The sequence below is a fragment of the Stutzerimonas sp. VN223-3 genome (assembly GCF_045999685.1).
Classification (GTDB): Bacteria; Pseudomonadota; Gammaproteobacteria; order Pseudomonadales; family Pseudomonadaceae; genus Stutzerimonas; species Stutzerimonas stutzeri_AR.
This window is the reverse complement of record NZ_RBEC01000002.1, coordinates 563,656-588,155: the sequence shown is the minus strand read 5'-3', so window position 1 is coordinate 588,155 and position 24,500 is coordinate 563,656. Positions and strand designations below refer to the sequence as shown.

The window sequence follows — 24,500 nt, the reverse complement described above, 5'->3', positions numbered from 1 at the left end:
GTTCAATTGCTCCCAATCGGCGCCGGTGGGGGCGTCAGGCGGTCGAGGAATAAGGTGGCGGCGAGCAGGTCGGCGGCGCCGCCTGGCGAGGCGTTGAGGGCGAGCATGTCGCGGTCAAGTTCACGCAGCTGGCGGCGACCGGAAAGGCTGGCGCAACCGCCGGCTTCGAGCACGGCGCGGGCGTCCTGTTGCATACGGTTCAGGCCATCGCGCCCGGCACGATGCAGCACACAAGTGTCGGAAAGCGTGCTCATGATCGCCAGTAGCGCATCGAGCCAAGCGTTCTGCTCGCCAGCGCCGGCGCGACGGCTGGCGTTGAGCTGCGGCAGACCGTGTTCGATAACGGCGGGAAAGCCGTGCTGCGCCTGTTCGCGCGCGCCAAGCACACCGTAGCGGCGGCAGACCCGCGCGCCGTGGCTGTCGGGGTTGCCCGGTGCGGCGGAATCGCTCAGCCGCGCCAGTGCCGCAGCGGTATCGGCAATACGCCGTGCCTCGGGTACGTCGGCATGGAGCGCCGCCGCTGCCGTGAGCAGCCCCAGCGCCCAGATCGCGCCACGGTGGGTATTCACGCCATCGGTGACCCGCAGCATCTCCGCCTCGCCGTCGCGCCCCAGTTGCCCGAGCGTCTCGCGCAGCGGCTGACCAACCACATTCAATGACTGTGCCGCGTCGGCCATGGCCTTGAACGTCGGCCACAACGCATGCGCCGAGGCGTGCATCAGACCCAGGTGCAGGTCGTTGTGGGCTCCATTGCCACGCCGGTCGACGAGACCCGGCTTGGGCGACAGGTCGGCTTCGTCAATCAGCGCTTGCACCGCCAGGTCCGCCAAGCGTTCAGCCAGCGAGGGCTGCAGCTGTCTTGCAATAAGAGCGCTCATCACCAGCTCCTGAATTTCGCCGGCGGGTTGTAGAGCCCGCCGGACCACTCGACCAGCTCGGCAATGCTCTTGGCCGCCAGCAGCTCGCGGCTGGCGTCGTTGCGGCGGATGCCGAGGTCTTCCGGCAGCGCAATCAGCCCTTCGCGGCGCATGCGCTCGGTGTCCTTGGGGTTGTGGCGCAGCCCGATGCTGGTGACGCCCGCCACCGCGGCGATCATTGCCTGGCGTTCTTCCAGCGAGCGCGCCTTATATAGATAGGCGATGCCTTCTTCAGTGAGCAGGTGGGTAACGTCGTCGCCGTAAATCATGATCGGCGCCAGCGGCATGCCGCTCTTCTTTGCCACCTCCACCGCATCGAGCTGCTCGACGAAGGTGGGTTTGCCGCCTTCCTGGAAGGTCTCGACCATCTGCACGACGAGCTTCTTGCCGCGCTCGAGCATGGTTACCGGGGCTTCGCCACCGGGCATGGCCATGTCCAGCCAGGCCGGGGTCGGATGGCGGCGACCGCGCGGGTCGTGACCCATGTTCGGCGCACCGCCGAAACCGGCCAGCCGCCCACGGGTGACGGTGGAGGAATGGCCGTCGCCATCGACCTGCAAAGTAGCGCCGATGAACAGGTCCACTGCGTACTGGCCGGCGAGCTGGCACATCATGCGGTTGGAGCGCATCGAGCCGTCGCGGCCGGTGAAGAACACGTCTGGGCGCTGGGCGATGTAGTTTTCCATACCCAGCTCGGTGCCGAAGCAATGCACGCTCTCGACCCAGCCGGTTTCGATCGCCGGGATCAGTGTCGGGTGCGGGTTGAGCGTCCAGTTGCGGCAGATCTTGCCTTTGAGGCCCAGGGATTCACCGTAGGTCGGCAGGATCAGCTCGATGGCGGCGGTGTTGAAGCCGATGCCGTGGTTGAGCGACTGGACGTTGTGTTTCTCGTAGATGCCGCGGATCGCCATCATCGCCATCAGCACATGCACTGGCTTGATATGACGCGGGTCGCGGGTGAACAGCGGCTCGATATAGAACGGCTTGTCGGCCACCACGACGAAATCGACCCAGCTGGCCGGGATGTCGACGCGCGGCAGGTCGCGCGGATCATCGACGATCTGATTGACCTGGACGATGACGATACCGTCGGAGAAGGCGGTGGGCTCAACCAGCGCCGGGGTGTCTTCGGTGCTAGGGCCGGTGTAGATGTTGCCCTCGCGGTCGGCAGTGAAGCCGGCCACCAGCGCGACGTTGGGGATCAGGTCCACCAGCAGGCGCGAATAGAGTTCGATGTAAGTGTGGATGGCGCCGACTTCCAGCAGGCCGTCTTCGAGCAGTTGGCTGATGCGCAGGCTCTGCGGGCCGGCAAATGAGAAGTCGAGCTTGCGGGCGATCTGCCGCTCGAACAGGTCCAGATGCTCGGCGCGGCTGACGCTGGGCATGATCATGTGCAGATCATGCAGCTTGCCGGGATCGACCTGAGCCAACGAGCGCGAGAGGAAATCCGCCTGCTTCTGGTTGTTGCCTTCGAGCACCACCCGATCACCAGGTGCGATCAGCGCTTCGAGCGCCGCGACAATCTTGTCGCTCGGCAACACCACGCCATCGGCGAGGTTGCGCACCTGGTCGAGACGTCGGGCTTTTTCAGCGCGACGACGCGACCACTGCGGCGGTGGGGATATTGTTGTTGTCATGCTGACTCCACAGGTTTCCGCTTTGTGGAGCGCACAGTGAAACATGACCACGAAGGTCATCAATCAAGCAGCGGACCGTTTCGTTACGCTGAAGTTAACGATACTTCCAGGCCCTTCAGAACCAGCCGAGCGTGACGCCAGCTAGCAGGAGATACCGGCCACCCTTGGCCAGCGTCACGAGCAACAGGAAACTCCAAAGCGGTTCGCGCAGGGTGCCGGCGACCACGGTCAACGGATCCCCAATGATCGGCACCCAGCTCAGCAGCAGCGACCAACAGCCGTAGCGGTGATAGGCGCGCTGGGCCTTGTCGAGTTGTTTTTCGCTCACCGGAAACCAGCGCTTGCCGCGCAGACGCTCGATATACCGACCGATCAACCAGTTCGCCAGCGAACCCAGGACGTTGCCGAACGTGGCCACGCCCAGCAACATCCATGGCGAGAACGACTCGCTCAGCAGTAACCCGACCAGCACCGCCTCGGACTGTGCCGGCAACAACGTGGCAGCAGCAAAAGCCGCGAGAAAAAGGCCGAAGTAACCGGACAACTCGAACATGATCGCTGCAAGCCAGCTGAGCCGCGGCGCGAAGCCTGGGCTCAGCGCCCCGGTTGCGCGCGGAAGCCCGGCACCGCGCTGGGACGATCGACACGCGTAGCGGGCTGCGTGCAGTTGAGGTCGCGAAAGGGCTGGCCATTGAGCAGTTCCCAGCCATGACCAGGCGGCGTTTGTCGGCAAATGACGGTGCCGTCCGCCTTGCTCTGCCACTGGTAATAAGGCGCGGGGCCGGCAGAGGCCAATAGCGGCAGAAACAGGCTGAACGCAAGCAATACGGCGCGCATGGGACGGACTTCGACAGGGAGCTGGAGCCACTGTAGCCGGATCGGTTCAAAGCGCAAAGCTTCGCCAGCAAGCTGGGCTCCTACAAAGCAAGCCGCGGCTCGCCCATAACTTCGTCGGCAAGAAATCGGTGTCTCCCGGCTTCTACAAAAAGCAGCCGCCCGCACCCCTGTAGGAGCGAGGGGGACGCCGAGTCCTTGCTCGCGAATAGCATCGGCAGGCACTGTTCAATACCAGACCTTCGCCGCCTCGCGCATGAAGATTTCCACCGTCTTCGGCCCGATACCCTCGAACTCGGCCAGGCGTTTCTCCAGCTCCTTGCGGTCCTTGCTCTGCTCACGGATGTTGCCGAGCTTGCCGTCGTAGTCGCTGTTGAGCTTGGCGCACAGCTTGAGCAGGCGTTCGGCGGTCGATTCGTCGTAACGCACGTAATGTGCTTCGCCGAGCATGTTCACCAAGTCCTGCCAACTGCAATTGCAGACTTTTCGAGGAGTGTCGCGCTTGTGCTGGTCGACGATGACCCGATAAGCCTCGGCGGCGATGTCCTGCTGGATGCGCTTGCCGAACAGGAAGCTGGCGATGAACCACTTGAACAGCTCGCCTTCGCCTTTCTCGATTTCGATACCCAGGTCCTTTGCGCTGATTTCGCTCGCCATTGGCGACCTCACTTTAAGCAGTCATCCCTCATGCGACGCCGGTGATGGCGCCAGGTTCGGGGTTTTCCGTCGAACTAATCGACCGGCTCGCCATAGCGTCGGCAAAATTCCGCCTATCACTTGTGCATGGTGAGCGATTTATTGCCAACGGCAAGCGAACTGGCGCGTTAACTCAACGTGGCAGAGCCCTGCAGACATATGGCACGGCTCGTGCTTTATTCTGTTTCGCCCGATGCGATTACCAAGACAAGAAAGCCGCACAGCGCGCCCCGTTTTCTCTGCGAAAGCTTACCCGTTGCCGTATCCGCCTTTCTTGTCCGCTAGTAGCCTTGTAGCTGCAGCCGATCGTCTATCGTTTAGGGTTGCGAAAACCAATAACAACGAAACGGAGTTACACAATGAGACTGACCAAACGCTTCAGCCTGCTCGCTGCCGCAGCGGCCTTCACTGCCAGCACCGCCGCGGTGGCCGCGCCGACCTTCATCAATATCCTCACTGGCGGCACCAGCGGTGTGTACTACCCGATCGGCGTAGCCGTCTCCCAGCTGTACAGCAAGGGCATTGACGGCTCGAAGACGTCCGTACAGGCGACCAAGGCTTCGGTCGAAAACCTCAATCTGCTGCAGGCCGGTCGCGGCGAGCTGGGCTTCGCCCTCGGCGACTCCGTGGCTGACGCCTGGAACGGCGTGGAAGACGCAGGCTTTAAGGCGCCGCTGAAGAAACTGCGCGCCATCGGCGGCAGCTACCCGAACTACATCCAGATCGTTGCCAGCCAGGAATCGGGGATCAAGACCCTGGCAGATCTCAAAGGCAAATCGATTTCCGTCGGCGCGCCGAAATCCGGCACCGAGCTCAACGCCCGCGCCATTCTCAAGGCCGCAGGCCTGAGCTACGAAGACATGGGTAAGGTGGAATACCTTCCGTTCGCCGAGTCGGTCGAGCTGATCAAGAACCGCCAGCTCGATGCCACCCTGCAGTCCGCCGGCCTGGGCATGGCCGCGATCCGTGACCTGGCTTCGACCATGCCGCTGAACTACGTGGAAGTACCGGCAGACGTGGTCGCCAAAATCAACAACCCGGCCTACCAGTCGGCCAGCATCCCTGCCGGCACCTACGACGGCCAGGAAGCCGACGTGCCGACAGTTGCCATCACCAACATTCTGGTTACCCATGAAGGCGTGTCCGACGACGTGGCCTACCAGATGACCAAGCTGCTGTTCGAAAACCTCGATAAGCTGAGCAATGCTCATTCGGCAGCAAAGGACATCAAGCTGGAAAACGCAGCCAAGAATCTGCCGATCCCGCTGCATCCGGGTGCCGAGCGTTACTACAAGGAAGTCGGCGCGCTCTGACTACCTTGGGGCGGCCGGTGCCGCCCCGATCCGATTGGCGGGCGCTACCCGCGTTCGCCAATCGGTCCATAAACAGACCTTATCTACAGAGGCGCTAGTAAAACCAGCGTGTGTTCACGGCAGGTTTTATTAGCGACTCTACGCGTCCACGATTCACTAGCTCGAGGCATTCCATGAGCGAACTACAACAAGAACAAGGATTGGCAAGTAACCCTGCCGATTGGCCAAAGGCCCTGTTCTATGTCGCCCTGCTGTTTTCCATCTATCAGATCATCATGGCGGCATTTCACCCAGTATCGAGCCAGGTGCTACGGGCGGGACACGTCGGCTTTTTGCTGATGCTTGTGTATTTGAGCTTCCCGGCGAACGGCAAAGGCCGCCCGTGGCAGCCGCTGGCATGGGTGCTCGCTCTGGCCGGTATGGGAACGGCGTTTTATCAGTGGTATTTCGAAGCCGATCTGATTCAGCGCTCCGGCGACCTGACCACCTTCGACTTCGTCGTCGGCGTAACGCTAATTGCATTGATCTTCGAGGCCGCGCGACGGGTGATGGGCATTGCGCTGCCAATCATCTGCGCAATGTTCCTTGCTTATGGCCTGCTGGGCGAATATCTGCCCGGTGACCTTGCGCACCGCGGCTATGGCGTCGACCAACTGGTCAATCAGCTGGCATTTGGCACCGAGGGCCTATACGGAACACCGACCTACGTGTCGGCCACTTATATCTTTCTGTTCATTCTGTTCGGTGCATTTCTCGAACAAGCCGGCATGATCAAGCTGTTCACCGACTTCGCCATGGGCCTGTTCGGCCACAAGCTCGGCGGCCCGGCCAAGGTTTCGGTGGTGTCTTCAGCGTTGATGGGCACCATCACCGGTTCCGGTGTGGCCAACGTAGTGACCACCGGCCAATTCACCATCCCGTTGATGAAACGCTTCGGCTACAGGGCCGCCTTCGCTGGTGGCGTAGAGGCGACCTCCAGCATGGGTAGCCAAATCATGCCGCCAGTTATGGGCGCCGTAGCTTTCATCATGGCTGAAACCATCAACGTGCCCTTCGTCGAAGTGGCCAAAGCCGCATTGATTCCCGCTCTGCTCTACTTCGGCTCGACGTTCTGGATGGTTCACCTGGAAGCCAAGCGCGCCGACCTCAAGGGCCTGCCGAAGGACGAGTGCCCAAGCGCCTGGGCGGCGGTGAAAGAGCGCTGGTACCTGCTGATTCCGCTGTTCGTGCTGGTCTGGCTGCTGTTCTCTGGGCGTACGCCCATGTTCGCCGGCACCATCGGTCTCGCGCTGACAGCCATCGTGATTCTAGGCTCTGCAATCATCTTGAAGGTCTCTTCGTTCGGGTTACGGATCGCCTTCTGGATCGCTCTGGGTCTGCTCTGCGCGGGGTTCTTCCAGCTCGGGATAGGGGTGATCTTTGGCGTCATCGCCGTACTGGTGGCCGTATGTTGGTTCATCAAAGGTGGCCGTGACACGCTGGTGATCTGCCTGCACGCGCTGGTTGAAGGTGCCCGCCACGCCGTACCGGTCGGTATCGCCTGCGCCCTGGTTGGCGTAATCATCGGTGTGGTTTCGCTGACCGGCGTGGCCTCGACCTTTGCCGGTTACATTCTGGCGGTTGGTGAGAACAATCTGTTCCTGTCGCTGCTTCTGACCATGCTGACCTGTCTTGTGCTGGGCATGGGCATTCCGACCATCCCCAACTACATCATCACCAGCTCGATCGCCGCACCAGCATTGCTGGACCTTGGTGTGCCGCTGATCGTTTCGCACATGTTCGTCTTCTACTTCGGCATCATGGCCGACCTCACGCCTCCAGTGGCGCTGGCCTGCTTTGCCGCTTCGCCGATTGCCAAGGAGACGGGGCTGAAGATCAGCTTTTGGGCGGTGCGCATCGCCGTTGCCGGTTTCGTCGTGCCGTTTATGGCGGTATACGACCCAGCGTTGATGATGCAAGGCGACAGCTGGGTGGCGACGATCTACATGCTGATCAAGGCTGCCCTGGCGATTGGACTCTGGGGGGCGGTGTTCACCGGCTTCCTGCAAAGCAAGCTGACCTGGTGGGAGCGGCTGCTTGGCTTCGCGGCAGGGGTAAGCCTGATCCTCGCCTCGCCAATGAGCGATGAGGTTGGCTTTGCGTTGGCGGCGCTGTTCTTTGCTCAGCACTTCTGGCGCGCCCGCCGCGCTGCACAAGTCGCAACGGCATGATAGGGCTCTGCCTGGGACTGGCTGGGGTGGTGTGGGCACAAGTGCCTACAGCCGACTTCACCCTGGCCTGGTCCCACACGATCGAGAAGATTCGTTGGGAAGAGGATTACCGCGTGACGCCGGAAGGGCTGCTGCTCGGCGAAGCGCGGGTCAAGGGTTCAGGCGCCGGGATGGAAATCCCGGATGACGCCGAACTGCGTGACGGCACCTGGCACTACCAGCGTCAGGTCCCGCCGTTGCAACCGCTGCTTGTGGGGCGAACCCCCGAGGCAGGGGATTACCAACTGTGTTTCGACCAGCGTTGCCACGCGATGAGCGAATGGCTCGGTCCGCCAAAAGCGGACCAGCCCTCGCTGGAACTCTGGAGCTGCGCCACGCAAGTGGCCGGTTCACGGTGAACAGCGGCCGGTTTTCCGGCCGCCTCACTCTCCCCTGCGCTTCTAATCAATTCGCTTCCAACAGCACGTCTCGCCTGACGGCCGCGCTCCGCCGTGCCCGCGACTTGCGCCACCAGATCACCACACCGGTCACCGACAGCACGGCAATCGCCACGCCAAGAATGGCGATCAGGATCCGCCCCGGCATACCGAGAATCCGGCCGCCATGGATCGCCGGCTGCAGCATGTGGAACTGCTCACCCAACGTGCCCTGACCCGGTATTTCCTGCCCCAGCAATTGCGTCCCATCGCTGCCATGGAAGAACAGCCAGGCATTGCCCTGGTTGCTGTCGTGATCACCGAAGCCGGCGCCATAGAAGTTGTATTCGAAGCTGTAGTACAGCTCGCCGATGGGCTCGCTCAGATTCAGATCGGCGGCGTGCTGCATGGCGTAATCGTAGGCTTGGTGGAAGTCGTACTGAGTTACGCCCAGCTGGTCCTTCGGCAGCCTGCCGCGTGCCTCGTAGACACTCGGTTCGACCGGCGAAAATAGCGAAACCACCGGTTTGAACACCTGCTCCGGCAAATTCATCGCGATGCTGCTGATCGCCACCGGGGTGAGCAATAACCACAACCAGAGCCCGCCGGCACGGTGCACATCATGGTTGAGTCGCTGACGCTTGATCTTCCAGGCCGTCCACCATTTGCCGAAAAACGGTCGCCCACGCGGAAAGGTCAGCAGCAATGAGACGAAGCAGTCGAGGGTCCAGAAGATCGCTATCACGCCCATCAGCCAAAGTCCCCAATTGCCGGGCAGCGACAGGTTGTAGTGGAATTCCAGCATGAAGGGCACGAAGTTTTCGCGGGAGAAGCAGCACTCACCCCAATAGCGCGTGCCAACGACCTCGCCGGTAACTGCGTCGAGATACTGCACGACGGGCTTTTCATCGAACGGCTTGCCGGTTGCCGGATCGTTGCGCGGCACCAGCGCCATCAGCGCGGCGTGACCCGGCTCGTCGGGAAACTCCATGTACCAGACCTGCATCCGCGGATTGGCCTGCTGGACGCGATCGACCAGCGTCCCCGGCGCCAGCACCGGGCCTTCGCTGGTGGTGTGGTAGAACTGTGGATTCAGCCATTCGTCCAGCTCGTGGTGAAAGGCCAGAATGCTGCCCGTGATACCGGCTAGGAACAGTAACAGCGCCGTTGCCAGGCCGATGTAACGGTGCAGAAGAACCAGGATCGAACGCATCGTAAATTTCCGTTTTGCAGAAAGCACAAAGCCGCCGGCCTGTCAGGGCCGGCGGCGCAGCGCTCGTTGTCAGAAGTCGTAGGTCAAGGTCGCCATGACGTTGCGCTCTTCGCCGTAATAGCACTGGTTGAGACTGTTACAGGCCGCCACGTATTTCTCATCGGTCAGGTTGTTCAAGTTCAGGCGTGCACTGACACCGTTCAGCCCGACGCGCGTCAGGTCATAACCCAGCATGGCGTCATACAAGGTGTAGGAAGGAATACGCAGCGTGTTCTCAGCGTCCGCCCAGCTCTTGCCGAAGTAGCGCACGCCACCGCCGATCTGTAGGCCGGCGATAAAACCCTGATCGAAGGTGTAATCCGTCCACAACGACGCCATGTTGCGCGCCACCGCATTGGGTGTATTGCCGCGGTTGTTGACGCCGGCCGTGCCGACATAGTCTTTGCTGTACTCGACATCCATGTAGGTGTAGCTGGCCAGCACGTTGACGTTTTCCAGCGGGTTCAAACGCGCTTCCAGTTCCACGCCACGGGAGGTGATTTCACCGACGGAACGGAAGAAGTTCTCGTTGGAGTCTTTGCTCGACAGGTTGGACTGCTTCAGGTCGAACAGCGAAATCGTATAAAGGTCATCGGTACCGAGAGGCTGGTACTTCAACCCGAGTTCCACCTGCTCGCCTTCGGTGGGATCAAGCAAGCTGATGTCGTAGGCGCTGCCATCGAAGTTATAGGCACCAGTGGCGTTGGGATTGAACGACTCGGAATAACTGACGTAGGGAGACAAGCCGTTGTCAAAGGCATAGAGCACCCCGACGCGTCCGGTGAATTGCTCGAGTTTCGACTGATCGGACTGATCGCCGTAGATCGATTCGGTCTGATCGAACGAGACATCGACCCAATCCTGCCGCGCCCCTAGAGAGAATCGCCAGTTGCCCAGGCTGATCAGGTCCTGCACGTAGAGTCCGGTCTGTTCCAGCTCACGCGATTCATCGTACTGGTGATAGAAGGTAGGGCTACCGGCACTGACGCTGCCGGTGTACGGGTTGATGTTGCTCAATCCGGTACCCGCGTCGTAGTCGACCTTGGCCTTGCGGCGCTGATAGTCCAGGCCGGTCACCAGGGTATGGCTGAGCACGCCGGTATCGAAGAGAAACTGCAGTTGGTTATCGATGGTCCACGCATGCAGCACTTCGTCGGCACCGGTGTAGTAGCGCACCAGCTCATCCGGGGTGGCATAGCCGTACTGGTAGACCTGCCCGGACTCCACCGTCGAATCGAGATATTGGAAATTCTGACGGGCCGACACCACGTCGTTGAAGCGATGCTCCAACTGATAGCCGATCATCTGCTGGTCGCGCTCGAATTTCTCGTAGTCCTCGTCGCCTTCGAAGAAGCTACGCGAGATGCGTTGCCCATTGTGCGAAGTGATGGTGCCGTCTGCCGGCAGTCCGCCGTGATAGCCGCTCTCGGGATCATGCTGAAGCATGGCCAGCAAGGTCAGGCGCGTGTCCTCGGTGAAATCGATACTCAGCGACGGCATCACCGCATAGCGCTTTTCCTCGACTCCATCGACCTGATTGTCCGCATCCCTGACGACGCCGACGAGCCGATAGGCGATTCGCTCATCATCCAGCGGCCCGGTGAAGTCGAAGGCGGCCTGCTTGTTGTCCTCGCTGCCGTAGGACAACTGGATCTGACGACTGGCTTCGTATTGCGGCTTCTTGCTGGTCATCGCCACCAGCCCGCCGGGCAAGCTGCGTCCGTAGAGCACAGATGATGGGCCCTTGAGAATGTCGATGCGCTCGATGAAATAGGGGTCGACCTGCAGGCTACTGTAGGTGCCGCTGTCACCCAGCAGCTTCTGGCCATCGAGATAGAGATTGTCCACCGAGCCATCGGTGATGCCGCGCATGGCGACATAGTCGTAACGGGTGGTAGCGCCGTAAGGGGTGCTCATCAATCCCGGGGTATAGCGAACTGCCTGAGCGATGGAGCGTGATCCCTGATCCTCGATCTGCTGGCGCGTGACTACGGAGACAGTCTGAGAAGTCTCGGCCAACGGCATACTGGTCTTGGTCGCCACGCTGCTGTGGGTCGCACTGTACCCCTGCATCTCACCCAGCGCGTTACCCAGAGCGAAGCCCTCGACCACCATCGGCTTCAGTTCGAGCGCATCAGCCTGCTCACGACGCGGCGCCAGCGAGTAAGTGCCTTGCTTATCGCGCACCGCCTGCAATCCGCTGCCCTGCAACAGTGCTGCGAAGCCGTCCTCAATCCCGTATTGACCTTGCAGGCCGCTCGATTGGCGCCCCTCGAGCAGACTGCCGTCAACGGACAACATAACCCCCGCCTCGCCAGCAAAGCGGCTAAGCGCACTGGACAGTGGACCCGCGGGAATATCGTAACCGCGCACTGCCTGTTGGCTGGCTGACTGCGCCAAGGCCATAGGCGAAGTGGCGAGCGCTGCCAGGGGCAGACAGAGCATGGCGGCGCGAACGGCCTGAGTAAGCGTGCAGGAACGGCGAAGCGGCAGAGCAACAGAACGCATGGGTCATCCTTTTTGCGAAGGCAAAATCGTGATCGTTGCCGTTATGCCCAGCGAGGCCGCAAAAGGGGAACTGCAGATAAGAATTTTTTACATTCGTGTTAATCAAGCGCCTGTGCCGTGTTGCAGCGGCTCCAGACTCACCCACCAAGGCAACCGCCTATTGATACGCAACGCCAGCGTGCTCGCCACCACCTCCAGCACCCGCTCGGTATCCGCCAACGGATAAGCACCCACGACGCGCAGGCCCGCCACACGCGGATCGCAACCGAGAAAGCCCGGCCGATAGCGTGCCAGTTCAGCGACGAACTCATCCAAGCGCAGGTTATCGGCCAGCAGAACGCCGCTTGTCCATGCCTGACGGCCAGCCTGAACGGGACGATCGGGTTCGATATGGCGGCTGCTGAACACAACTTGCTGACCGCGCATAGCCGTTCGCGAGCCTCCCTGCCCGGCTGGCTGAACATCCACCGCACCGTCGAACACACTGAGCTGCGTACTGCCGTCACGTTGAAGCACCGAAAATCTAGCCGCATCACGCGTTTGTAGACGACCTTCGGCGGTGCGCAACACCAGAGGCCGTCGCTCGGCAGGCACTTGGATCAGCAATTCGCCACGGTACAGCGACAGACTTCGGGTTTCATCGTCGTAGGCGATGTCCATCGCGCTATTGGTGTTCAGCCACAGCTGCGTGCCATCCTCCAGGCGCCAGTTACGTACTTCACCGACCGCTGTGCGCTGATCCGCCGCCCAGCTACGCCAGGGCACCGCACCGCAAGCCAGCGCCAAAGCGCCACCGCCACACAGAACGGAAAGTGTTTTCAGCGCCTGGCGTCGATTGGGCTGACGGCGCTCCAATAGAGCAGACGCCACAGGACTGAAGGGATCGCCGGCCAATGGTTCGAAACGCCCGCTGATCTGTTCCACCCGCTGCCAGGCCCGCGCATGTTCGGGAACGGCGAGCCAATCGTGCCACGCCTGACGATCCGCTTCGCTGACGGAGCCTGATTTCATCACGGCGAACCACTGCGCCGCGGCCTGCAACACTGCGTAATCGAGGCTCATGCTTCGTCTTCGATCAGTGTCAGACAGTGCAACATGGCCTGCGCCATGTACTTCTTGATCATCCGCTCAGACACTTGGAGCTCGACGGCGATAACCGCATAGGTCATCCCATGGAGCTGCGAAAGCAGAAACGCGCGGCGTACCTTCTGTGGCAACCGCGCCAGCATCGCATCGACCTGCAACAGTGTTTCGATGACCAACGCCTGAGATTCGGGTGAAGGCATAACGGCCTCTGGCTGTAATGCGATCGCGTCCAGGTAGGCCTGTTCGATTTGCCGGCGTCGCCAATGGTTGATCAGCAGCCCCCTGGCGATGGTATGAAGATAAGCGCGTGGCTCGCGGATCGCCTCCAGGCCCTGATCCTTCATCAGCACACGAACAAAGGTATCCTGCGCCAGGTCGGCGGCCCTCTGGCTGCAGCCGAGCTGGCGGCGCAGCCAACCGTTCAACCAGCCCTGATGATCGACATAGAGCCGATGCACCAGTTGTTGCCGCACCAGACCCTCGGTCGCCATGGTTGTTGCCCTTCACCGTCGAGACGCTAATGCTAACGCTTCTCAACATCGCAAGCTATGGTCATCCCAGCGCATGCGTGAATTTCTACGGCGCTCATCGTCGTTTATCCATACCTCGACTAGGCTCAGCTGAAACCGCTTTCGGAGGTCGAAATGAAATACATCGTTCAGCTGGCTGCCGCCATACTGCTCTTCAGCGTACCGCCAGTCCAGGCCGTCGAGATGCTGCCCGGCCTTTGGGAATTTTCCAGCGACGACATCGAAGTGGATGGCATGCAGATGCCGGGCGTGGCGGAGATGGTCGAACAGATGAAGAGCCTGTCTGGGGATCAGAGAAAGATGATGGAGGATATGCTTGCTGCACAGGGCGTCGAGTTGGGTTCCGGCGGTATACGGATGTGTCTGAGCGAGGCGCAGGTGAAGTCCCGCAAGTTACCGTTTCAGGACGAGCACGGATGCACTCAGGAAATCACCGAGCAGACCGACAGCCTGTGGAAGTTCAGCTTCAAATGCCCGGACGCCACGGGACAGGGCGAAACCCGGCTGATCAGCGAGCGCGAAGTGACCAGCGTCATCGAGAGTGATTACCGGGTCGGCAATCAGCAAGGCAGCAGTCGCATGCAATCACACGGCAAATGGCTGAGCGAGGATTGTGGGACGCTCAAGCCGAAAGAGTGACGATTTGTAGAGGTTTCACGTGGAACCCCAGTATGTCGGCCTAAGCGGGTCGCTATTCGGTCACCCAATCGCCAGCGCTGTTTTGTTCGCAGGCGGGCTGGAGGAAGCGTGCATCACTGGCAACCCCGTAGTAGTGAATGTCCTGCCGATAGGGCATGTTCGATACGTGGGCATTGCGGCAAATGCCAAAGGCGCCGCCGGGGCACTGCTCGACAAATGTCACTTCTACCTTCTGGTTCTTGAGTTCCGGCTGGCAGAAGCCGGAACGAAACAGTTCGGTAGGGATTGTGCGGTTCTGCTGGCAGATCTTCACCTCGATTCGATCGTCCTGGCTGTGAACAACACAGCCCTCGGCCAGTGCCTGCCCGGCAAAGCCCAACAACAATAAAAAACACACAGAACGCATCCATCTGGCCCTCCCGGTGAACCGTCGCGACTCTAGCACGCGCCTCCGAAAATCGCTTTCATCCGATCCGCCGATTACGCACCATAGCGGCATGTTGACCCATATTCCTACCCACCTGATTACCGGGCCGCTTGGTGCCGGCAAGACCAGCCTGATCCGTTCATTACTGGCGCAGAAGCCGACGAACGAGCGCTGGGCTGTGCTGATCAATGAGTTCGGCCAGATCGGTCTCGATGCTGCACTGCTCAGTACAGATAAAGACGGCGTTAGCCTCGCCGAAGTCGCCGGTGGCTGCCTGTGCTGCGTCAATGGCGTGCCGTTTCAGGTCGGCCTAACTCGGTTGCTACGCAAGGCCAAACCAGATCGGCTATTGATCGAGCCCTCGGGCCTTGGTCATCCGACCGAACTGCTTGCGCAACTCGGCGCGCCGCCGTGGCAAGAGGTACTCGCGTTACAGCCTTGCGTCGCGGTACTCGACGCACCAGCGCTAGCGCGTGACGAAACATTGCCGCCGAGCCAGCAACAAGCGCTGCCTCGTTGTGGGTTGTTATTACTGAACAAAAGCGAAACGCTGAATCAAGCGGATCGCCACCGCATCATCGAGCGGTTGCCGTCATTGCCATTGCGCTGGACGCACCAGAGCCATCTGCCGATCGCCGAACTGCCGGGAATCGATCAGCGAGCCGGTCCTCGCGCTTTAGCGCCATCACCCGACTCCGCTGTGGTTCTGGGCGATGTCTGGCTGGATCCGCAACAAGCTTTCTGCCAGAGCCAGGGAAGCGATGAGGGCTGGAGCATTGGCTGGCGTTGGCATCCGAGTCAGCGTTTTGATCTGCAGCGCGTCGCGCAGTGGCTCGGCGGGTTGGGCTGGAGACGTGCCAAGTTGGTACTACACGGCCCTGAGGGATGGCGCTCGGCCAATGCGCTGGCTGGGGAGCCGATCGTCTTCGTGGTCAGTGAATGGCGAAAGGATTCGCGGCTCGAACTGATCTTCAGCGAGCCGCAGGATGAACAACTTCTGAAGACGGCGATGGTTACCTGTCGGCTGTAGCGCAACGACTCATTCGCCGCGTCGCCGCCAGTCGTCCATCTGGATCACCTGGCCCGAATCCGGCCGAGCATGAAACGGGTGTGCATCCATCTCGATCGGCCCGGGGCGGGCACCGAACATGACGATGCTGCCTTGGTGCCGCTGTTCGCCTGTCACCGTGAATTCGAAGCCATACACCCGCGCGAAGCGGCGCTGGCCGCGCGCATCGCGGATCAACCCTAGCCGACGAAACGCGACGTTGCCATCGAGCAACTCGACGTCCATCTTTTTGCAATGCTGTCGCACCGCCGCCAGCGCGCGCTCGCGTATTCCATGGGAATGCCAGAGCCACGCGCAAGCGGTGGTCAGCAGGAGAAAGATGAACAGGTTGCCAAGCGTCACCATAGATTGAGCAACCCAAGCCGCTGACCGGCGGATGCATACGTGCTCCATGCGTCGAACAACGGCGCTTTAACGACCGTAGCCAAGCTGCTCAACTTTCCAACCAGACGTCACGAACCCAATGCCAAACCGACTCCCAGCTCTCATCGGTGAGCTCGTGCTCGTCGCCATCGAACAACATGACCTCACCCTCCAGATCCACCACATAATAGTCGGGGCCATCCTGGCAGATCGGCAACAGATCGCGCGATACGCCGGCATCCCAGGCGTTCGCCGCCACTTCCGGCAGATAGGTATGCGATTGCGGATCGACGGCAGTGACCGGCTCGAGCCGGCCGTACACCACATCGCTGACCAGTAGCAGGAATTCGCGCAAGCCGTACGGCAAGTTGATCAGCAACTCTTCTTCGATTTCGACCAGACGGTCATCGTCCGGCAGTTCCAACGGCACCGGCACCGGCTCATTGAGTTCACGCAGCTGCTCGATAACCTCTTCCATGACAGTCCCCCTTCTACAGTCGCCAGGAATGCGCCGTTTATACAAGCCCGTGCATTGGCTAGCCAGTACCAGTCGCGCTAAAGTGCGCGATCGCTCAGGAAAGCCGCATCCCGCCGCGCGCAAGCGCAACGATGCAGCCACCCTGATAACCGCATGAGTGTTCGCTCGGCGTTCAGCCCGCTTGGGCTCGACCAGGAGATATCGTGACATCCTCCAACGAACGCGACAGCCTTGCACGGGCCGTCGCCCTATGTGGTGAAGAACCCATCCACATTCCCGGAAGCATTCAGCCTCATGGGTTTCTGCTGGTGCTCAAAGAGCCTCAGCTGATCATCGTCCAAGCCAGCGAAAACGTCTTGCACTGGCTCGGCGTGGACGCGCAGGCACTGCTCGGACGCCCGCTCACCGAACTGATCGGAGAATGCGGTTTCGCCGAACGCCTGGCTGCGCTGGCTGAGGACGACCACAATCCGTTCCACCTCAGCGATATCAGCTTCAGCCTGCCGGAGCGTGTCGACCAGCCGTCATTCGCCTTGATGGCGCACCGCTATGACGGTCGGCTTATCGTCGAGTTCGAGCGTGCGGGCAGTTCCGGAAAAGCCTACGACACGCTGTATCCGCTGATGCGGACCTTTGTCGTGCAATTGCAGGAAGCACAGGATCTTGAACTGATCTGCCAACTGGCCGTACGCGAGGTCAAGCGCATCACCGGTTTCGGGCGGGTCAAGGCTTATCGCTTCGATGCGCAGGGCAACGGCCTGGTACTGGCCGAAGAAGCCGATGACGGGTATCCGCGCTATCTCGGGCTGCATTTTCCAGCCTCGGATATTCCGCCGCAGGCGCGTCAGCTCTATCGCAACAACCTGATCCGCGTGATACAGGATGCCAATTACAAGCCGTGCCCTCTGCTCCCGCCGATCAATCCGGACACCGGTAAACCGCTGGACCTGAGTTTCGCCTCGCTCCGTAGCGTGTCGCCGGTGCACCTGCAATACATGCGCAACATGGGCACGCTCGCATCGATGTCCATTTCGATCGTCATTCAGGGCGAGCTGTGGGGCATGATTTCCTGTCACGACGCCTCGCCGCGCGCGGTGGGCTACCAGACCCGTACGGCATGCGAGCTGTTGGGGCGCATCCTGTCGCTGCAGATCGAAGCCAAAGAGGCGGCTGCATTGGCTCAGCGCAAGCTGGAACTGCGTCGGCAGATCGTCGAGATGCTTTCTGCCATGGCCGACAGGGACAGCGTCATCGAAGGATTCAAGAGCTTGCCGGCCGTGGTGCTCGATTTCGCCAGCGCTAGCGGCGCCGCGATCATCTCCGGCGAACATCACGAAACCATCGGTGAAACTCCACCCCCCGAGCTCCTGACCCGCCTGACCCTGTGGCTGTCACAGCAGCACGAGCGCTTGGTGTTCAGTACTGATTGCGTGACGCGCGATATCCCGGCCGTGCCTGAATTGGCCGAACACGGCGCAGGGTTGCTGGCGATTTCGATTTCGCGTCTACATCCGCACTACCTGCTCTGGTTCCGCCGGGAGCAGATCAAGACGGTGAACTGGGCCGGTCAGGCAGACAAACAACGCGACGATCGTGGCGGGCTCACCCCTCGCGACAGTTTCGAAAGCTGGCGCGAGACGGTTAGGGGCTATGCCCGACCCTGGCAGCAAGTGGAGATGGAAGGTGCGCTCGAGCTACGCACCGCCGTGCTCGGCATCGTCCTGCGCAAAGCTGAGGAAATGGCCCAGCTCGCCGGCGAGCTGCGTGAAAGCAACAAGGAGCTGGAATCTTTTTCCTACAGCGTCTCGCATGACTTGCGTGCACCTCTGCGGCACATCGCCGGTTACGCGGAGCTGTTAGGGGAGCTGGAAGGAAGCAAGTTGAGCGACCGCGGAGTGCGTTTTCTCGACAACATCAGCGATGCGGCCCGTTTCGCGGGCACGCTGGTGGACAACTTGCTGAGCTTTTCCCAGATGGGCCGCGCGGCACTGCGTCTGTCTGACGTTAATCTCCATGCGCTGGTCGAATCCATTCGTCAGGAACTGGCGCCGGACTGCGAAGACCGGCGGATAGAATGGCAGGTTCGAGCAATGCCTGTGGTCGTGGCCGATGCCGCTTTTATCCATATGGCCCTGCGCAACCTGATCTCGAACGCCATCAAATACAGCCGCACACGCGAGCATGCAACGATCGAGATTGGGGCCGAGCAACGCGCCGAGGAAACCATCGTCTACGTCCGCGATAATGGCGTGGGCTTCAATATGCAGTACGCCAACAAGCTATTCGGTGTATTTCAGCGCCTGCATCGAATGGAAGAGTTCGAAGGCACCGGAATCGGCCTGGCCAGCGTACGACGTATCGTCGAGCGCCATGATGGGCAAGTTTGGGCAAACGGTGAAGTCAACCAGGGCGCGACGTTCTTCTTTTCGCTGCCCAGACTCACCTATGCATCATCTATTTAGTACGGGACCTTCGATGCTCAAGCCGATTCTTTTGGTAGAAGACAACCCTCACGATCTGGAACTGACACTGGTCGCGCTCGAGCGCAGCCAGCTGGCCAACGATGTGATTGTCATGCGCGACGGTGCCGAGTCGCTCGATTACCTGTTGCGTCGCGGCGAATATGCCCATCGCGCCGATGGCAATCCGGCCGTGTTGTTGCTCGACCTCAAGCTGCCTAAGGTGGACGGCCTGGAGGTGCTGAAGATCGTCCGCGAAACTCCGGAACTACGCAGTATCCCGGTCGTGATGCTGACTTCCTCGCGTGAAGAACCGGATCTGGTGAAGGCCTACGAACTTGGGGTGAACGCATACGTGGTCAAGCCGGTCGAATTCCGGGACTTTGTCGCGGCGATTTCCGACCTGGGTATCTTCTGGGCTGTTCTCAACGAGCCGCCACCGGGGTCGTTTCGGTTAAAGCGCCAACGCCGCGGCGCTCAAGGCGACGAGGAGCCGAGCTGAAAGGCGGCTCTGAACGACTGGGCAGCAGTCTTCTATCAAGCAGTGCGACACCCGCGACAGGAAGGTTATGTCACCGAAAAAAAATATCAGCCTCCTGTTCGTTGAAGACAGTCCGCACGACGCCGAGCTGGCACTCCTGACGCTGGAACGGACCCATTACGCCGTCGACACGGAAATCGTCTACGACCGTGCCGGTGTCATCGAAGCACTGCAACGACGACGCTTCGATCTGATCCTTTCGGACCTCATTCTGCCTGGCTACTCGGGCAGCCAGGCACTCCAGGACGCCAGGCAACTGGCCCCCGAAACGCCTTTTATCTTTCTGTCCGGCGTGTTTGGCGAAGAACACGCCGTCAACATGATGCGGTCCGGCGCCGTCGACTACGTACTCAAACAGAATTTGAATTTCCTGCCCAAGGCAATCGAGCGCGCATTGAGCGAAGTTCAGGAGCGCCACGGGCGGCTTCGCGCCGAGGAGGCGCTGCGCGAGGTAGAAGTGCGCGCGCGTCTGGCCATCGATGCGGCGGGCCTGGGTATGTGGGACTACGAGCTGCAAAGCGGCACGATGATTCTCGATCATCGCTGCCGCACGATGCTCGGCCTGCCCGACGACGCTGCGGTGAACATCGGAGTGCTCGGCTCGCTCTGCCATCCCGATGATCTGCAGCGTATACGCGAGAAGATCCAGGATGCCCTTTCCGAGGGTGACAAGGAATTCACCATCGACTACCGGATATTGCTCGATGACGGACGGGTGCGCTGGGTGGAGACACGTGGTCAGGGCTTCTTCGAGAATGATGCATGCCAGCGCTTCATTGGCGTGGTGATGGATATCACCGAACAGAAGCTGGCGACCGAAGCGCTCAAACGCATGAACGAAACGCTCGGCGAGCGCGTCGAGGCCCGTACCCGTGAGCGCGACCGCACCTGGGAGCTGTCTCGCGACCTGCTTGCAGTGATGCGTTTCGATACTACGGTCGTCGCCCTCAATCCAGTCTGGGAAGACACGCTCGGCTGGCCGCGCGAAACGCTCATCGACCAGCCCCTCTGGTCGCTCGTCCACCCGGACGATATCAGCGCAACGCTCGAAGAGACCGATCGGATCTGCCGGGGCAACTTCACCGATCGCTTCGTCAATCGTATGCGACACCGTGATGGAGGCTATCGCTGGCTCTCGTGGACGGCCGTGCCTGAAGGCGAAAGGATGTACGCCGCGGGGCGCGACATCACCAGCGAGATCGCTGCGGTCGACCGGCTAGCGGCGGCCAACCGCGAGTTGACGGAGCAGATCAAAGAGCGCGAGCGCATCGAAGCCACTCTGCAGCAGATGCAGCGTCTCGAGGCCGTCGGCCAGCTCACCGCCGGCGTCGCGCATGACTTCAATAATCTGCTCACGGTGATCCTCACCAGTGCCAGCTTTCTCAAGAACGATTTGGAAAGGGGCGCGCCGCTGTCCAAGTCATTGAGCCGCCTGCAATACATTCAGGAGTCTGGCGAGCGCGGCGCGACCTTAACCAGTCAATTGCTGGCGTTCGCTCGTCGTCAGCAGCTAGCCCCGAAGGCGGTGGACCTCAACGACACTCTGGTCGGCTTGCTCAGTCTGTTGCACAGCACGCTTGGCGGTGCCGTCACCATCGAGACCGATACCTGCGCCGGGCTCTGGCACGCCCTGGTCGATCCAACCCAGATCGAAATGATCATCCTCAACCTGGCGATCAACGCGCGCGACGCCATGGGTTCGGGTGGGCGCTTGTCCCTCAGCACCGCGAACGCGGTGATAGACACGCCAGCGCTGCGAGCAGAAGAGCCCGGCCCTGGCGAGTACGTGGTTCTGTCGGTCAGGGACACCGGCATAGGCATGAGCGATGAAGTACTGCAGAAGGCTTTCGAGCCGTTTTTCACCACCAAGGAAGTGGGTAAGGGCTCAGGACTCGGTTTGGCGCAAGTGTTCGGCTTCGCCAAACAGTCCGGCGGCGGTGCGCGGATAGAGACCGAAGTGGGAGTGGGCACTACCGTCAAAGTCTATCTGCCGCGGGTTCAGGCCCCCGAACTGCCGATCGGAGCGCCGGAGCGCCCCCCCAGCACGCCGATCGGTGATGCATCGAATACCGTCTTGCTGGTCGACGATGATCAAAGCGTGCGCGAAGTGACTGCACAAATGCTGGTCAACCTTGGTTACACGGTGATCCAGGCGGAGAGCGGCCACAGGGCACTGCAACTGCTCAACGACGGTACGATGGTGGATCTGCTTCTGGCGGATTTCGCCATGCCGGGGATGAATGGTGGCGAACTGGCCAGAGCCGTTCTGTCGAGTTATCCGAAGCTGCCCGTGGTGTTCATCACCGGGTACGCCGAGCTTGGAGAGCTAGGCATGGGCAGTTCGACGATTATCCAGAAGCCCTTCCGCGAAGACGACCTGGCCAGCAAGATCCTCGGAGCGCTCGCCGAAGCGAGTCCAGCCTGATGTCATCGTTGCGTCAATGGATTCGCGAAGCGAGCGCGCCAATGCACGAGCGTGTCGATGCGGCATATTCCCGCTTTGAGCTGAGCGATCGCCACGATTATGGACGGTTTCTGCGCGCCCACGGCGCTGCCCTGTTCAGCCTGGAAGCTACGCTGGAACAAGGCGGGATTTCGCGCCTGCTGACGGATTGGCCCGAACGACGCCGAAGTGCGGCGTTACGTGAAGACCTACAGACGCTCAAGATTGCCCTACCGACTCCGCTGAGCCTTGAACCGGGAACCGGCGAAGGCTGGTCTTGGGGCGTAGCCTATGTGCTGGAGGGGTCACGGATAGGCGGTCGAGTGCTGTCCCAGCGTGTCCGCGAGGGTGGCTCCATCGGCCCGCTGCGCTACCTCGGTCATGGCGAAGGCACTCCGCTATGGCCGCGCTTTCTGGCGCAGTTCGAGCATCGAGCGAAAACGGTCGACCGGGATCAGCTGCTTGCTGGCGTGCAGCTGGCGTTCGGACAGTTTCTTTGCGCGGCCGAGCATGAGTTACAGACCGCCACCTCGGCACAGCCCTAGCGCTGCCCGGCCGCTTCCGTCCCGCCGTCTATCCTCCCCCTAACCGATGCGTCTGCCCTTCCCTGGGCAAGTAACGCGAGTCACAACAGGGCAGCAATCGCCGTTTCGGTGGTCGCTTCACGGTCAGGCCCCAGACAGCCATATTCGTGAGCGAACTAGCGCCGCGGCGCAAGGTTCGCTCCGCCCTGTCGGGACTGTCAGCGGTTGCAGCAATGCGACTGGCCATCATCGGCAAGCGTTTCGACCGCACTATATTCTTCTACTACTCGCCCAGCCCGCGCCGTTTACTCCACTGTCACACTCTTGGCCAAGTTACGCGGCTGGTCGACATCGGTGCCGCGCAGCACGGCGACGTAGTACGACAGCAGCTGCAACGGCAGCGTATAGAGAATCGGTGCCAGCACGTCATGGATATGCGGCATGCTGACGATGAAGGTACCTTCGCCGTTCTCGATGCCCGCCTCGCGGTCGGCGAACACGATCAGCTCACCACCACGAGCGCGCACTTCCTGCAGATTGGATTTGAGCTTTTCCAGCAACTCGTTGTTCGGCGCCACGGTGACGACCGGCATATCGGCGTCCACCAGTGCCAGCGGGCCGTGCTTGAGTTCACCGGCGGGGTAAGCCTCGGCATGGATGTAGGAGATCTCCTTGAGCTTGAGCGCTCCCTCCATCGCCACCGGGTATTGCGCACCGCGCCCAAGGAACAGCGTGTGGTGCTTCTCGGCGAAGTGCTCGGCGATCTTCTCCACCGCGGTATCCATTGCCAAGGCCTCACCCAGCCGGGTTGGCAGGCGACGCAGCTCGTCGACCAGCTCGGCCTCCAGAGCCGGGGCCAGCGTGCCACGTACCTGTCCCAACGATAGAGTCAGCAGCAACAAACCGACCAGTTGGGTGGTGAAGGCCTTGGTCGACGCCACACCGATTTCGGGACCAGCCTGGGTTAGCAAGGTGAGATCGGATTCGCGCACCAGCGAGCTGATACCGACGTTGCAGATCGCCAGGCTGGCCAGATAACGTCCCTCCTCGTTCGTGCGGGCCTTTGCGTTTCGCAGCGCAGCGAGCGAATCGGCCGTCTCGCCGGACTGAGAGATGGTGACGAATAGCGTGTCAGGCTGAACCACGACCTTGCGATAGCGAAACTCGCTGGCGACCTCGACTTGGCAGGGAATGCCGGCCAGCTCCTCCAGCCAGTAACGCGCCACCATACCGGCGTGGTAGCTAGTACCGCAGGCGACGATCTGCACGTTGCGCACCTTGGCGAATAGCTCGGCAGCCTGCGGACCGAACGCCTGCACCAGCACTTGGTGATCACCGAGTCGACCTTCCAGAGTGCGCTGCACGACCTTGGGCTGCTCGTGGATTTCCTTGAGCATGAAGTGGCGGTACTCGCCTTTGTCCGCGGCTTCCGCGCCCTCGTGGTATTGCACGCTTTCGCGCTCCACGGTCTGGCCATCCACGGCCCAGATCTGCACGCTGTCACGGCGGATTTCGGCGATATCGCCCTCTTCCAAATACATGAAGCGGTCGGTCACCTGACGCAGCGCCAACTGATCCGAGGCCAGAAAATTCTCTCCCATGCCCAGCCCGATCACCAAAGGGCTGCCGCTGCGAGCGGCGAGCAGACGATCGGGCTGCTTGGCGCTGACCACGGCCAGACCATAGGCACCATGAAGTTCCTTGACGGCCGCCTTTAGGGCCACGGTCAGATCTCCATATTCGTCGAGCTTGTGCCGCAGCAGATGCACGATGACTTCGGTATCGGTATCGGAGACGAATACGTAACCCAACGCTTTCAATTGCTGGCGCAGGGCTTCGTGGTTCTCGATGATGCCGTTGTGCACCACGGCTAAGTCTTCACCGGAAAAATGCGGGTGAGCGTTGCGTTCGCAGGGCGCGCCATGGGTGGCCCAACGGGTATGGGCAATACCCAAACGCCCGGCAAGCTGTTCTTGCTGTTGCGCCTGCTCCAACTCGGCCACCTTGCCGGAACGACGCAGGCGATGCAGCGTGCCGCCGGCATCCAGCACGGCAATGCCGGCGCTGTCATAACCTCGGTATTCCAGACGTTTGAGGCCTTCGAGCAAAATTGCAGTGATGTTGCGTTCAGCGACAGCGCCAACGATGCCACACATGA

Annotated in this window: 22 protein-coding genes; 9 read left to right on the top strand and 13 right to left on the bottom strand. The window is 61.0% G+C overall.

Annotated features, from left to right (window positions below):
* Nucleotides 1–2 precede the first annotated feature (2 nt).
* The 5 genes from D7241_RS11595 to D7241_RS11575 all read right to left on the bottom strand — a co-directional run bounded on the left by D7241_RS11595 (nucleotide 3) and on the right by D7241_RS11575 (nucleotide 4,045).
* Complete coding sequence (locus D7241_RS11595) at nucleotides 3–878, bottom strand: triphosphoribosyl-dephospho-CoA synthase (protein WP_408101652.1); 876 nt, start codon at nucleotides 876–878, stop codon at nucleotides 3–5.
* Nucleotides 878–2,554, bottom strand: a complete 1,677-nt coding sequence (mdcA, locus tag D7241_RS11590) for a malonate decarboxylase subunit alpha (RefSeq protein ID WP_408101651.1) — start codon at nucleotides 2,552–2,554, stop codon at nucleotides 878–880. The genes D7241_RS11595 and mdcA overlap by 1 nt, the downstream gene beginning before the upstream one ends.
* A 115-nt stretch (nucleotides 2,555–2,669) precedes the next feature.
* Complete coding sequence (locus D7241_RS11585; RefSeq protein WP_408101650.1) at nucleotides 2,670–3,107, bottom strand: YqaA family protein; 438 nt, start codon at nucleotides 3,105–3,107, stop codon at nucleotides 2,670–2,672.
* A gap of 41 nt (nucleotides 3,108–3,148) precedes the next feature.
* Nucleotides 3,149–3,391, bottom strand: a complete 243-nt coding sequence (locus D7241_RS11580) for a hypothetical protein (protein ID WP_408101649.1) — start codon at nucleotides 3,389–3,391, stop codon at nucleotides 3,149–3,151.
* Between the two features lie 225 nt (nucleotides 3,392–3,616).
* On the bottom strand, nucleotides 3,617–4,045 hold the full coding sequence (locus tag D7241_RS11575) for a DNA methylase (protein WP_408101648.1): 429 nt from the start codon (nucleotides 4,043–4,045) through the stop codon (nucleotides 3,617–3,619).
* A gap of 398 nt (nucleotides 4,046–4,443) precedes the next feature.
* Between D7241_RS11575 and D7241_RS11570 the strand changes: the two genes are divergently transcribed.
* The 3 genes from D7241_RS11570 (at nucleotide 4,444) to D7241_RS11560 (ending at nucleotide 8,005) form a co-directional block, all read left to right on the top strand.
* A complete protein-coding gene (locus tag D7241_RS11570) occupies nucleotides 4,444–5,397 on the top strand; it encodes a TAXI family TRAP transporter solute-binding subunit (protein WP_408101647.1) in 954 nt (317 codons plus the stop codon).
* 173 nt (nucleotides 5,398–5,570) lie between these two features.
* Nucleotides 5,571–7,607 (top strand): TRAP transporter permease, encoded by a 2,037-nt coding sequence (locus D7241_RS11565; protein WP_408101646.1) that lies wholly within the window; start codon nucleotides 5,571–5,573, stop codon nucleotides 7,605–7,607.
* Nucleotides 7,604–8,005, top strand: a complete 402-nt coding sequence (locus D7241_RS11560; protein WP_255982917.1) for a DUF1850 domain-containing protein — start codon at nucleotides 7,604–7,606, stop codon at nucleotides 8,003–8,005. The genes D7241_RS11565 and D7241_RS11560 overlap by 4 nt, the downstream gene beginning before the upstream one ends.
* Nucleotides 8,006–8,051: 46 nt before the next feature.
* Here the strand turns inward: D7241_RS11560 and D7241_RS11555 are convergent, their stop codons facing one another.
* The 4 genes from D7241_RS11555 to D7241_RS11540 all read right to left on the bottom strand — a co-directional run bounded on the left by D7241_RS11555 (nucleotide 8,052) and on the right by D7241_RS11540 (nucleotide 13,360).
* Nucleotides 8,052–9,236, bottom strand: a complete 1,185-nt coding sequence (locus tag D7241_RS11555; RefSeq protein ID WP_408101645.1) for a PepSY-associated TM helix domain-containing protein — start codon at nucleotides 9,234–9,236, stop codon at nucleotides 8,052–8,054.
* A 69-nt stretch (nucleotides 9,237–9,305) separates the two neighbouring features.
* Nucleotides 9,306–11,783 (bottom strand): TonB-dependent siderophore receptor, encoded by a 2,478-nt coding sequence (locus tag D7241_RS11550; protein ID WP_408101644.1) that lies wholly within the window; start codon nucleotides 11,781–11,783, stop codon nucleotides 9,306–9,308.
* Between the two features lie 102 nt (nucleotides 11,784–11,885).
* Complete coding sequence (locus D7241_RS11545; protein WP_408101643.1) at nucleotides 11,886–12,845, bottom strand: FecR domain-containing protein; 960 nt, start codon at nucleotides 12,843–12,845, stop codon at nucleotides 11,886–11,888.
* Nucleotides 12,842–13,360, bottom strand: coding sequence for a sigma-70 family RNA polymerase sigma factor (locus tag D7241_RS11540; RefSeq protein ID WP_408101642.1), 519 nt, complete (start codon nucleotides 13,358–13,360; stop codon nucleotides 12,842–12,844). Before D7241_RS11540 ends, D7241_RS11545 begins: the two co-directional genes overlap by 4 nt.
* A gap of 153 nt (nucleotides 13,361–13,513) precedes the next feature.
* Between D7241_RS11540 and D7241_RS11535 the strand changes: the two genes are divergently transcribed.
* Nucleotides 13,514–14,038 (top strand): DUF3617 domain-containing protein, encoded by a 525-nt coding sequence (locus tag D7241_RS11535; protein WP_408101641.1) that lies wholly within the window; start codon nucleotides 13,514–13,516, stop codon nucleotides 14,036–14,038.
* Between the two features lie 52 nt (nucleotides 14,039–14,090).
* Here D7241_RS11535 and D7241_RS11530 read toward each other — a convergent pair whose 3' ends face one another.
* Nucleotides 14,091–14,444, bottom strand: a complete 354-nt coding sequence (locus D7241_RS11530; protein ID WP_408101640.1) for an NADH:ubiquinone oxidoreductase — start codon at nucleotides 14,442–14,444, stop codon at nucleotides 14,091–14,093.
* A 91-nt stretch (nucleotides 14,445–14,535) separates the two neighbouring features.
* Here D7241_RS11530 and D7241_RS11525 point away from each other — a divergent pair, with 91 nt between their 5' ends.
* A complete protein-coding gene (locus tag D7241_RS11525) occupies nucleotides 14,536–15,495 on the top strand; it encodes a CobW family GTP-binding protein (protein WP_408101639.1) in 960 nt (319 codons plus the stop codon).
* A gap of 9 nt (nucleotides 15,496–15,504) precedes the next feature.
* Here the strand turns inward: D7241_RS11525 and D7241_RS11520 are convergent, their stop codons facing one another.
* Complete coding sequence (locus tag D7241_RS11520) at nucleotides 15,505–15,879, bottom strand: DUF3301 domain-containing protein (RefSeq protein ID WP_408101638.1); 375 nt, start codon at nucleotides 15,877–15,879, stop codon at nucleotides 15,505–15,507.
* Between the two features lie 88 nt (nucleotides 15,880–15,967).
* Nucleotides 15,968–16,375 (bottom strand): SMI1/KNR4 family protein, encoded by a 408-nt coding sequence (locus D7241_RS11515; protein WP_408101637.1) that lies wholly within the window; start codon nucleotides 16,373–16,375, stop codon nucleotides 15,968–15,970.
* Nucleotides 16,376–16,578: 203 nt separating this feature from the next.
* Here D7241_RS11515 and D7241_RS11510 point away from each other — a divergent pair, with 203 nt between their 5' ends.
* The 4 genes from D7241_RS11510 to D7241_RS11495 all read left to right on the top strand — a co-directional run bounded on the left by D7241_RS11510 (nucleotide 16,579) and on the right by D7241_RS11495 (nucleotide 22,363).
* A complete protein-coding gene (locus tag D7241_RS11510) occupies nucleotides 16,579–18,837 on the top strand; it encodes an ATP-binding protein (protein WP_408101636.1) in 2,259 nt (752 codons plus the stop codon).
* Nucleotides 18,838–18,850: 13 nt separating this feature from the next.
* Nucleotides 18,851–19,336 carry a response regulator gene (locus D7241_RS11505; protein WP_255982939.1) on the top strand — a complete coding sequence of 162 codons (486 nt, stop codon included), beginning with the start codon at nucleotides 18,851–18,853 and terminating at the stop codon, nucleotides 19,334–19,336.
* A 67-nt stretch (nucleotides 19,337–19,403) separates the two neighbouring features.
* Entirely contained in the window at nucleotides 19,404–21,800 is a 2,397-nt protein-coding gene (locus D7241_RS11500; RefSeq protein WP_408101635.1) for a response regulator, read from the top strand.
* Nucleotides 21,800–22,363 carry a biliverdin-producing heme oxygenase gene (locus D7241_RS11495; protein WP_408101634.1) on the top strand — a complete coding sequence of 188 codons (564 nt, stop codon included), beginning with the start codon at nucleotides 21,800–21,802 and terminating at the stop codon, nucleotides 22,361–22,363. The genes D7241_RS11500 and D7241_RS11495 overlap by 1 nt, the downstream gene beginning before the upstream one ends.
* A gap of 284 nt (nucleotides 22,364–22,647) precedes the next feature.
* Here D7241_RS11495 and glmS read toward each other — a convergent pair whose 3' ends face one another.
* On the bottom strand, nucleotides 22,648–24,498 hold the full coding sequence (gene glmS / locus D7241_RS11490) for a glutamine--fructose-6-phosphate transaminase (isomerizing) (protein WP_408101633.1): 1,851 nt from the start codon (nucleotides 24,496–24,498) through the stop codon (nucleotides 22,648–22,650).
* Between the last annotated feature and the right edge of the window lie 2 nt (nucleotides 24,499–24,500).

What these genes read in the sequence shown, in the direction of transcription:
- D7241_RS11595 (WP_408101652.1), bottom strand. Translation starts at nt 878, where the DNA reads ATGAGCGCTCTTATTGCAAGACAGCTGCAGCCCTCGCTGGCTGAACGC.
- mdcA (WP_408101651.1), bottom strand. Translation starts at nt 2,554, where the DNA reads ATGACAACAACAATATCCCCACCGCCGCAGTGGTCGCGTCGTCGCGCT.
- D7241_RS11585 (WP_408101650.1), bottom strand. Translation starts at nt 3,107, where the DNA reads ATGTTCGAGTTGTCCGGTTACTTCGGCCTTTTTCTCGCGGCTTTTGCT.
- D7241_RS11580 (WP_408101649.1), bottom strand. Translation starts at nt 3,391, where the DNA reads ATGCGCGCCGTATTGCTTGCGTTCAGCCTGTTTCTGCCGCTATTGGCC.
- D7241_RS11575 (WP_408101648.1), bottom strand. Translation starts at nt 4,045, where the DNA reads ATGGCGAGCGAAATCAGCGCAAAGGACCTGGGTATCGAAATCGAGAAA.
- D7241_RS11570 (WP_408101647.1), top strand. Translation starts at nt 4,444, where the DNA reads ATGAGACTGACCAAACGCTTCAGCCTGCTCGCTGCCGCAGCGGCCTTC.
- D7241_RS11565 (WP_408101646.1), top strand. Translation starts at nt 5,571, where the DNA reads ATGAGCGAACTACAACAAGAACAAGGATTGGCAAGTAACCCTGCCGAT.
- D7241_RS11560 (WP_255982917.1), top strand. Translation starts at nt 7,604, where the DNA reads ATGATAGGGCTCTGCCTGGGACTGGCTGGGGTGGTGTGGGCACAAGTG.
- D7241_RS11555 (WP_408101645.1), bottom strand. Translation starts at nt 9,236, where the DNA reads ATGCGTTCGATCCTGGTTCTTCTGCACCGTTACATCGGCCTGGCAACG.
- D7241_RS11550 (WP_408101644.1), bottom strand. Translation starts at nt 11,783, where the DNA reads ATGCGTTCTGTTGCTCTGCCGCTTCGCCGTTCCTGCACGCTTACTCAG.
- D7241_RS11545 (WP_408101643.1), bottom strand. Translation starts at nt 12,845, where the DNA reads ATGAGCCTCGATTACGCAGTGTTGCAGGCCGCGGCGCAGTGGTTCGCC.
- D7241_RS11540 (WP_408101642.1), bottom strand. Translation starts at nt 13,360, where the DNA reads ATGGCGACCGAGGGTCTGGTGCGGCAACAACTGGTGCATCGGCTCTAT.
- D7241_RS11535 (WP_408101641.1), top strand. Translation starts at nt 13,514, where the DNA reads ATGAAATACATCGTTCAGCTGGCTGCCGCCATACTGCTCTTCAGCGTA.
- D7241_RS11530 (WP_408101640.1), bottom strand. Translation starts at nt 14,444, where the DNA reads ATGCGTTCTGTGTGTTTTTTATTGTTGTTGGGCTTTGCCGGGCAGGCA.
- D7241_RS11525 (WP_408101639.1), top strand. Translation starts at nt 14,536, where the DNA reads ATGTTGACCCATATTCCTACCCACCTGATTACCGGGCCGCTTGGTGCC.
- D7241_RS11520 (WP_408101638.1), bottom strand. Translation starts at nt 15,879, where the DNA reads ATGGTGACGCTTGGCAACCTGTTCATCTTTCTCCTGCTGACCACCGCT.
- D7241_RS11515 (WP_408101637.1), bottom strand. Translation starts at nt 16,375, where the DNA reads ATGGAAGAGGTTATCGAGCAGCTGCGTGAACTCAATGAGCCGGTGCCG.
- D7241_RS11505 (WP_255982939.1), top strand. Translation starts at nt 18,851, where the DNA reads ATGCTCAAGCCGATTCTTTTGGTAGAAGACAACCCTCACGATCTGGAA.
- D7241_RS11500 (WP_408101635.1), top strand. Translation starts at nt 19,404, where the DNA reads ATGTCACCGAAAAAAAATATCAGCCTCCTGTTCGTTGAAGACAGTCCG.
- D7241_RS11495 (WP_408101634.1), top strand. Translation starts at nt 21,800, where the DNA reads ATGTCATCGTTGCGTCAATGGATTCGCGAAGCGAGCGCGCCAATGCAC.
- glmS (WP_408101633.1), bottom strand. Translation starts at nt 24,498, where the DNA reads ATGTGTGGCATCGTTGGCGCTGTCGCTGAACGCAACATCACTGCAATT.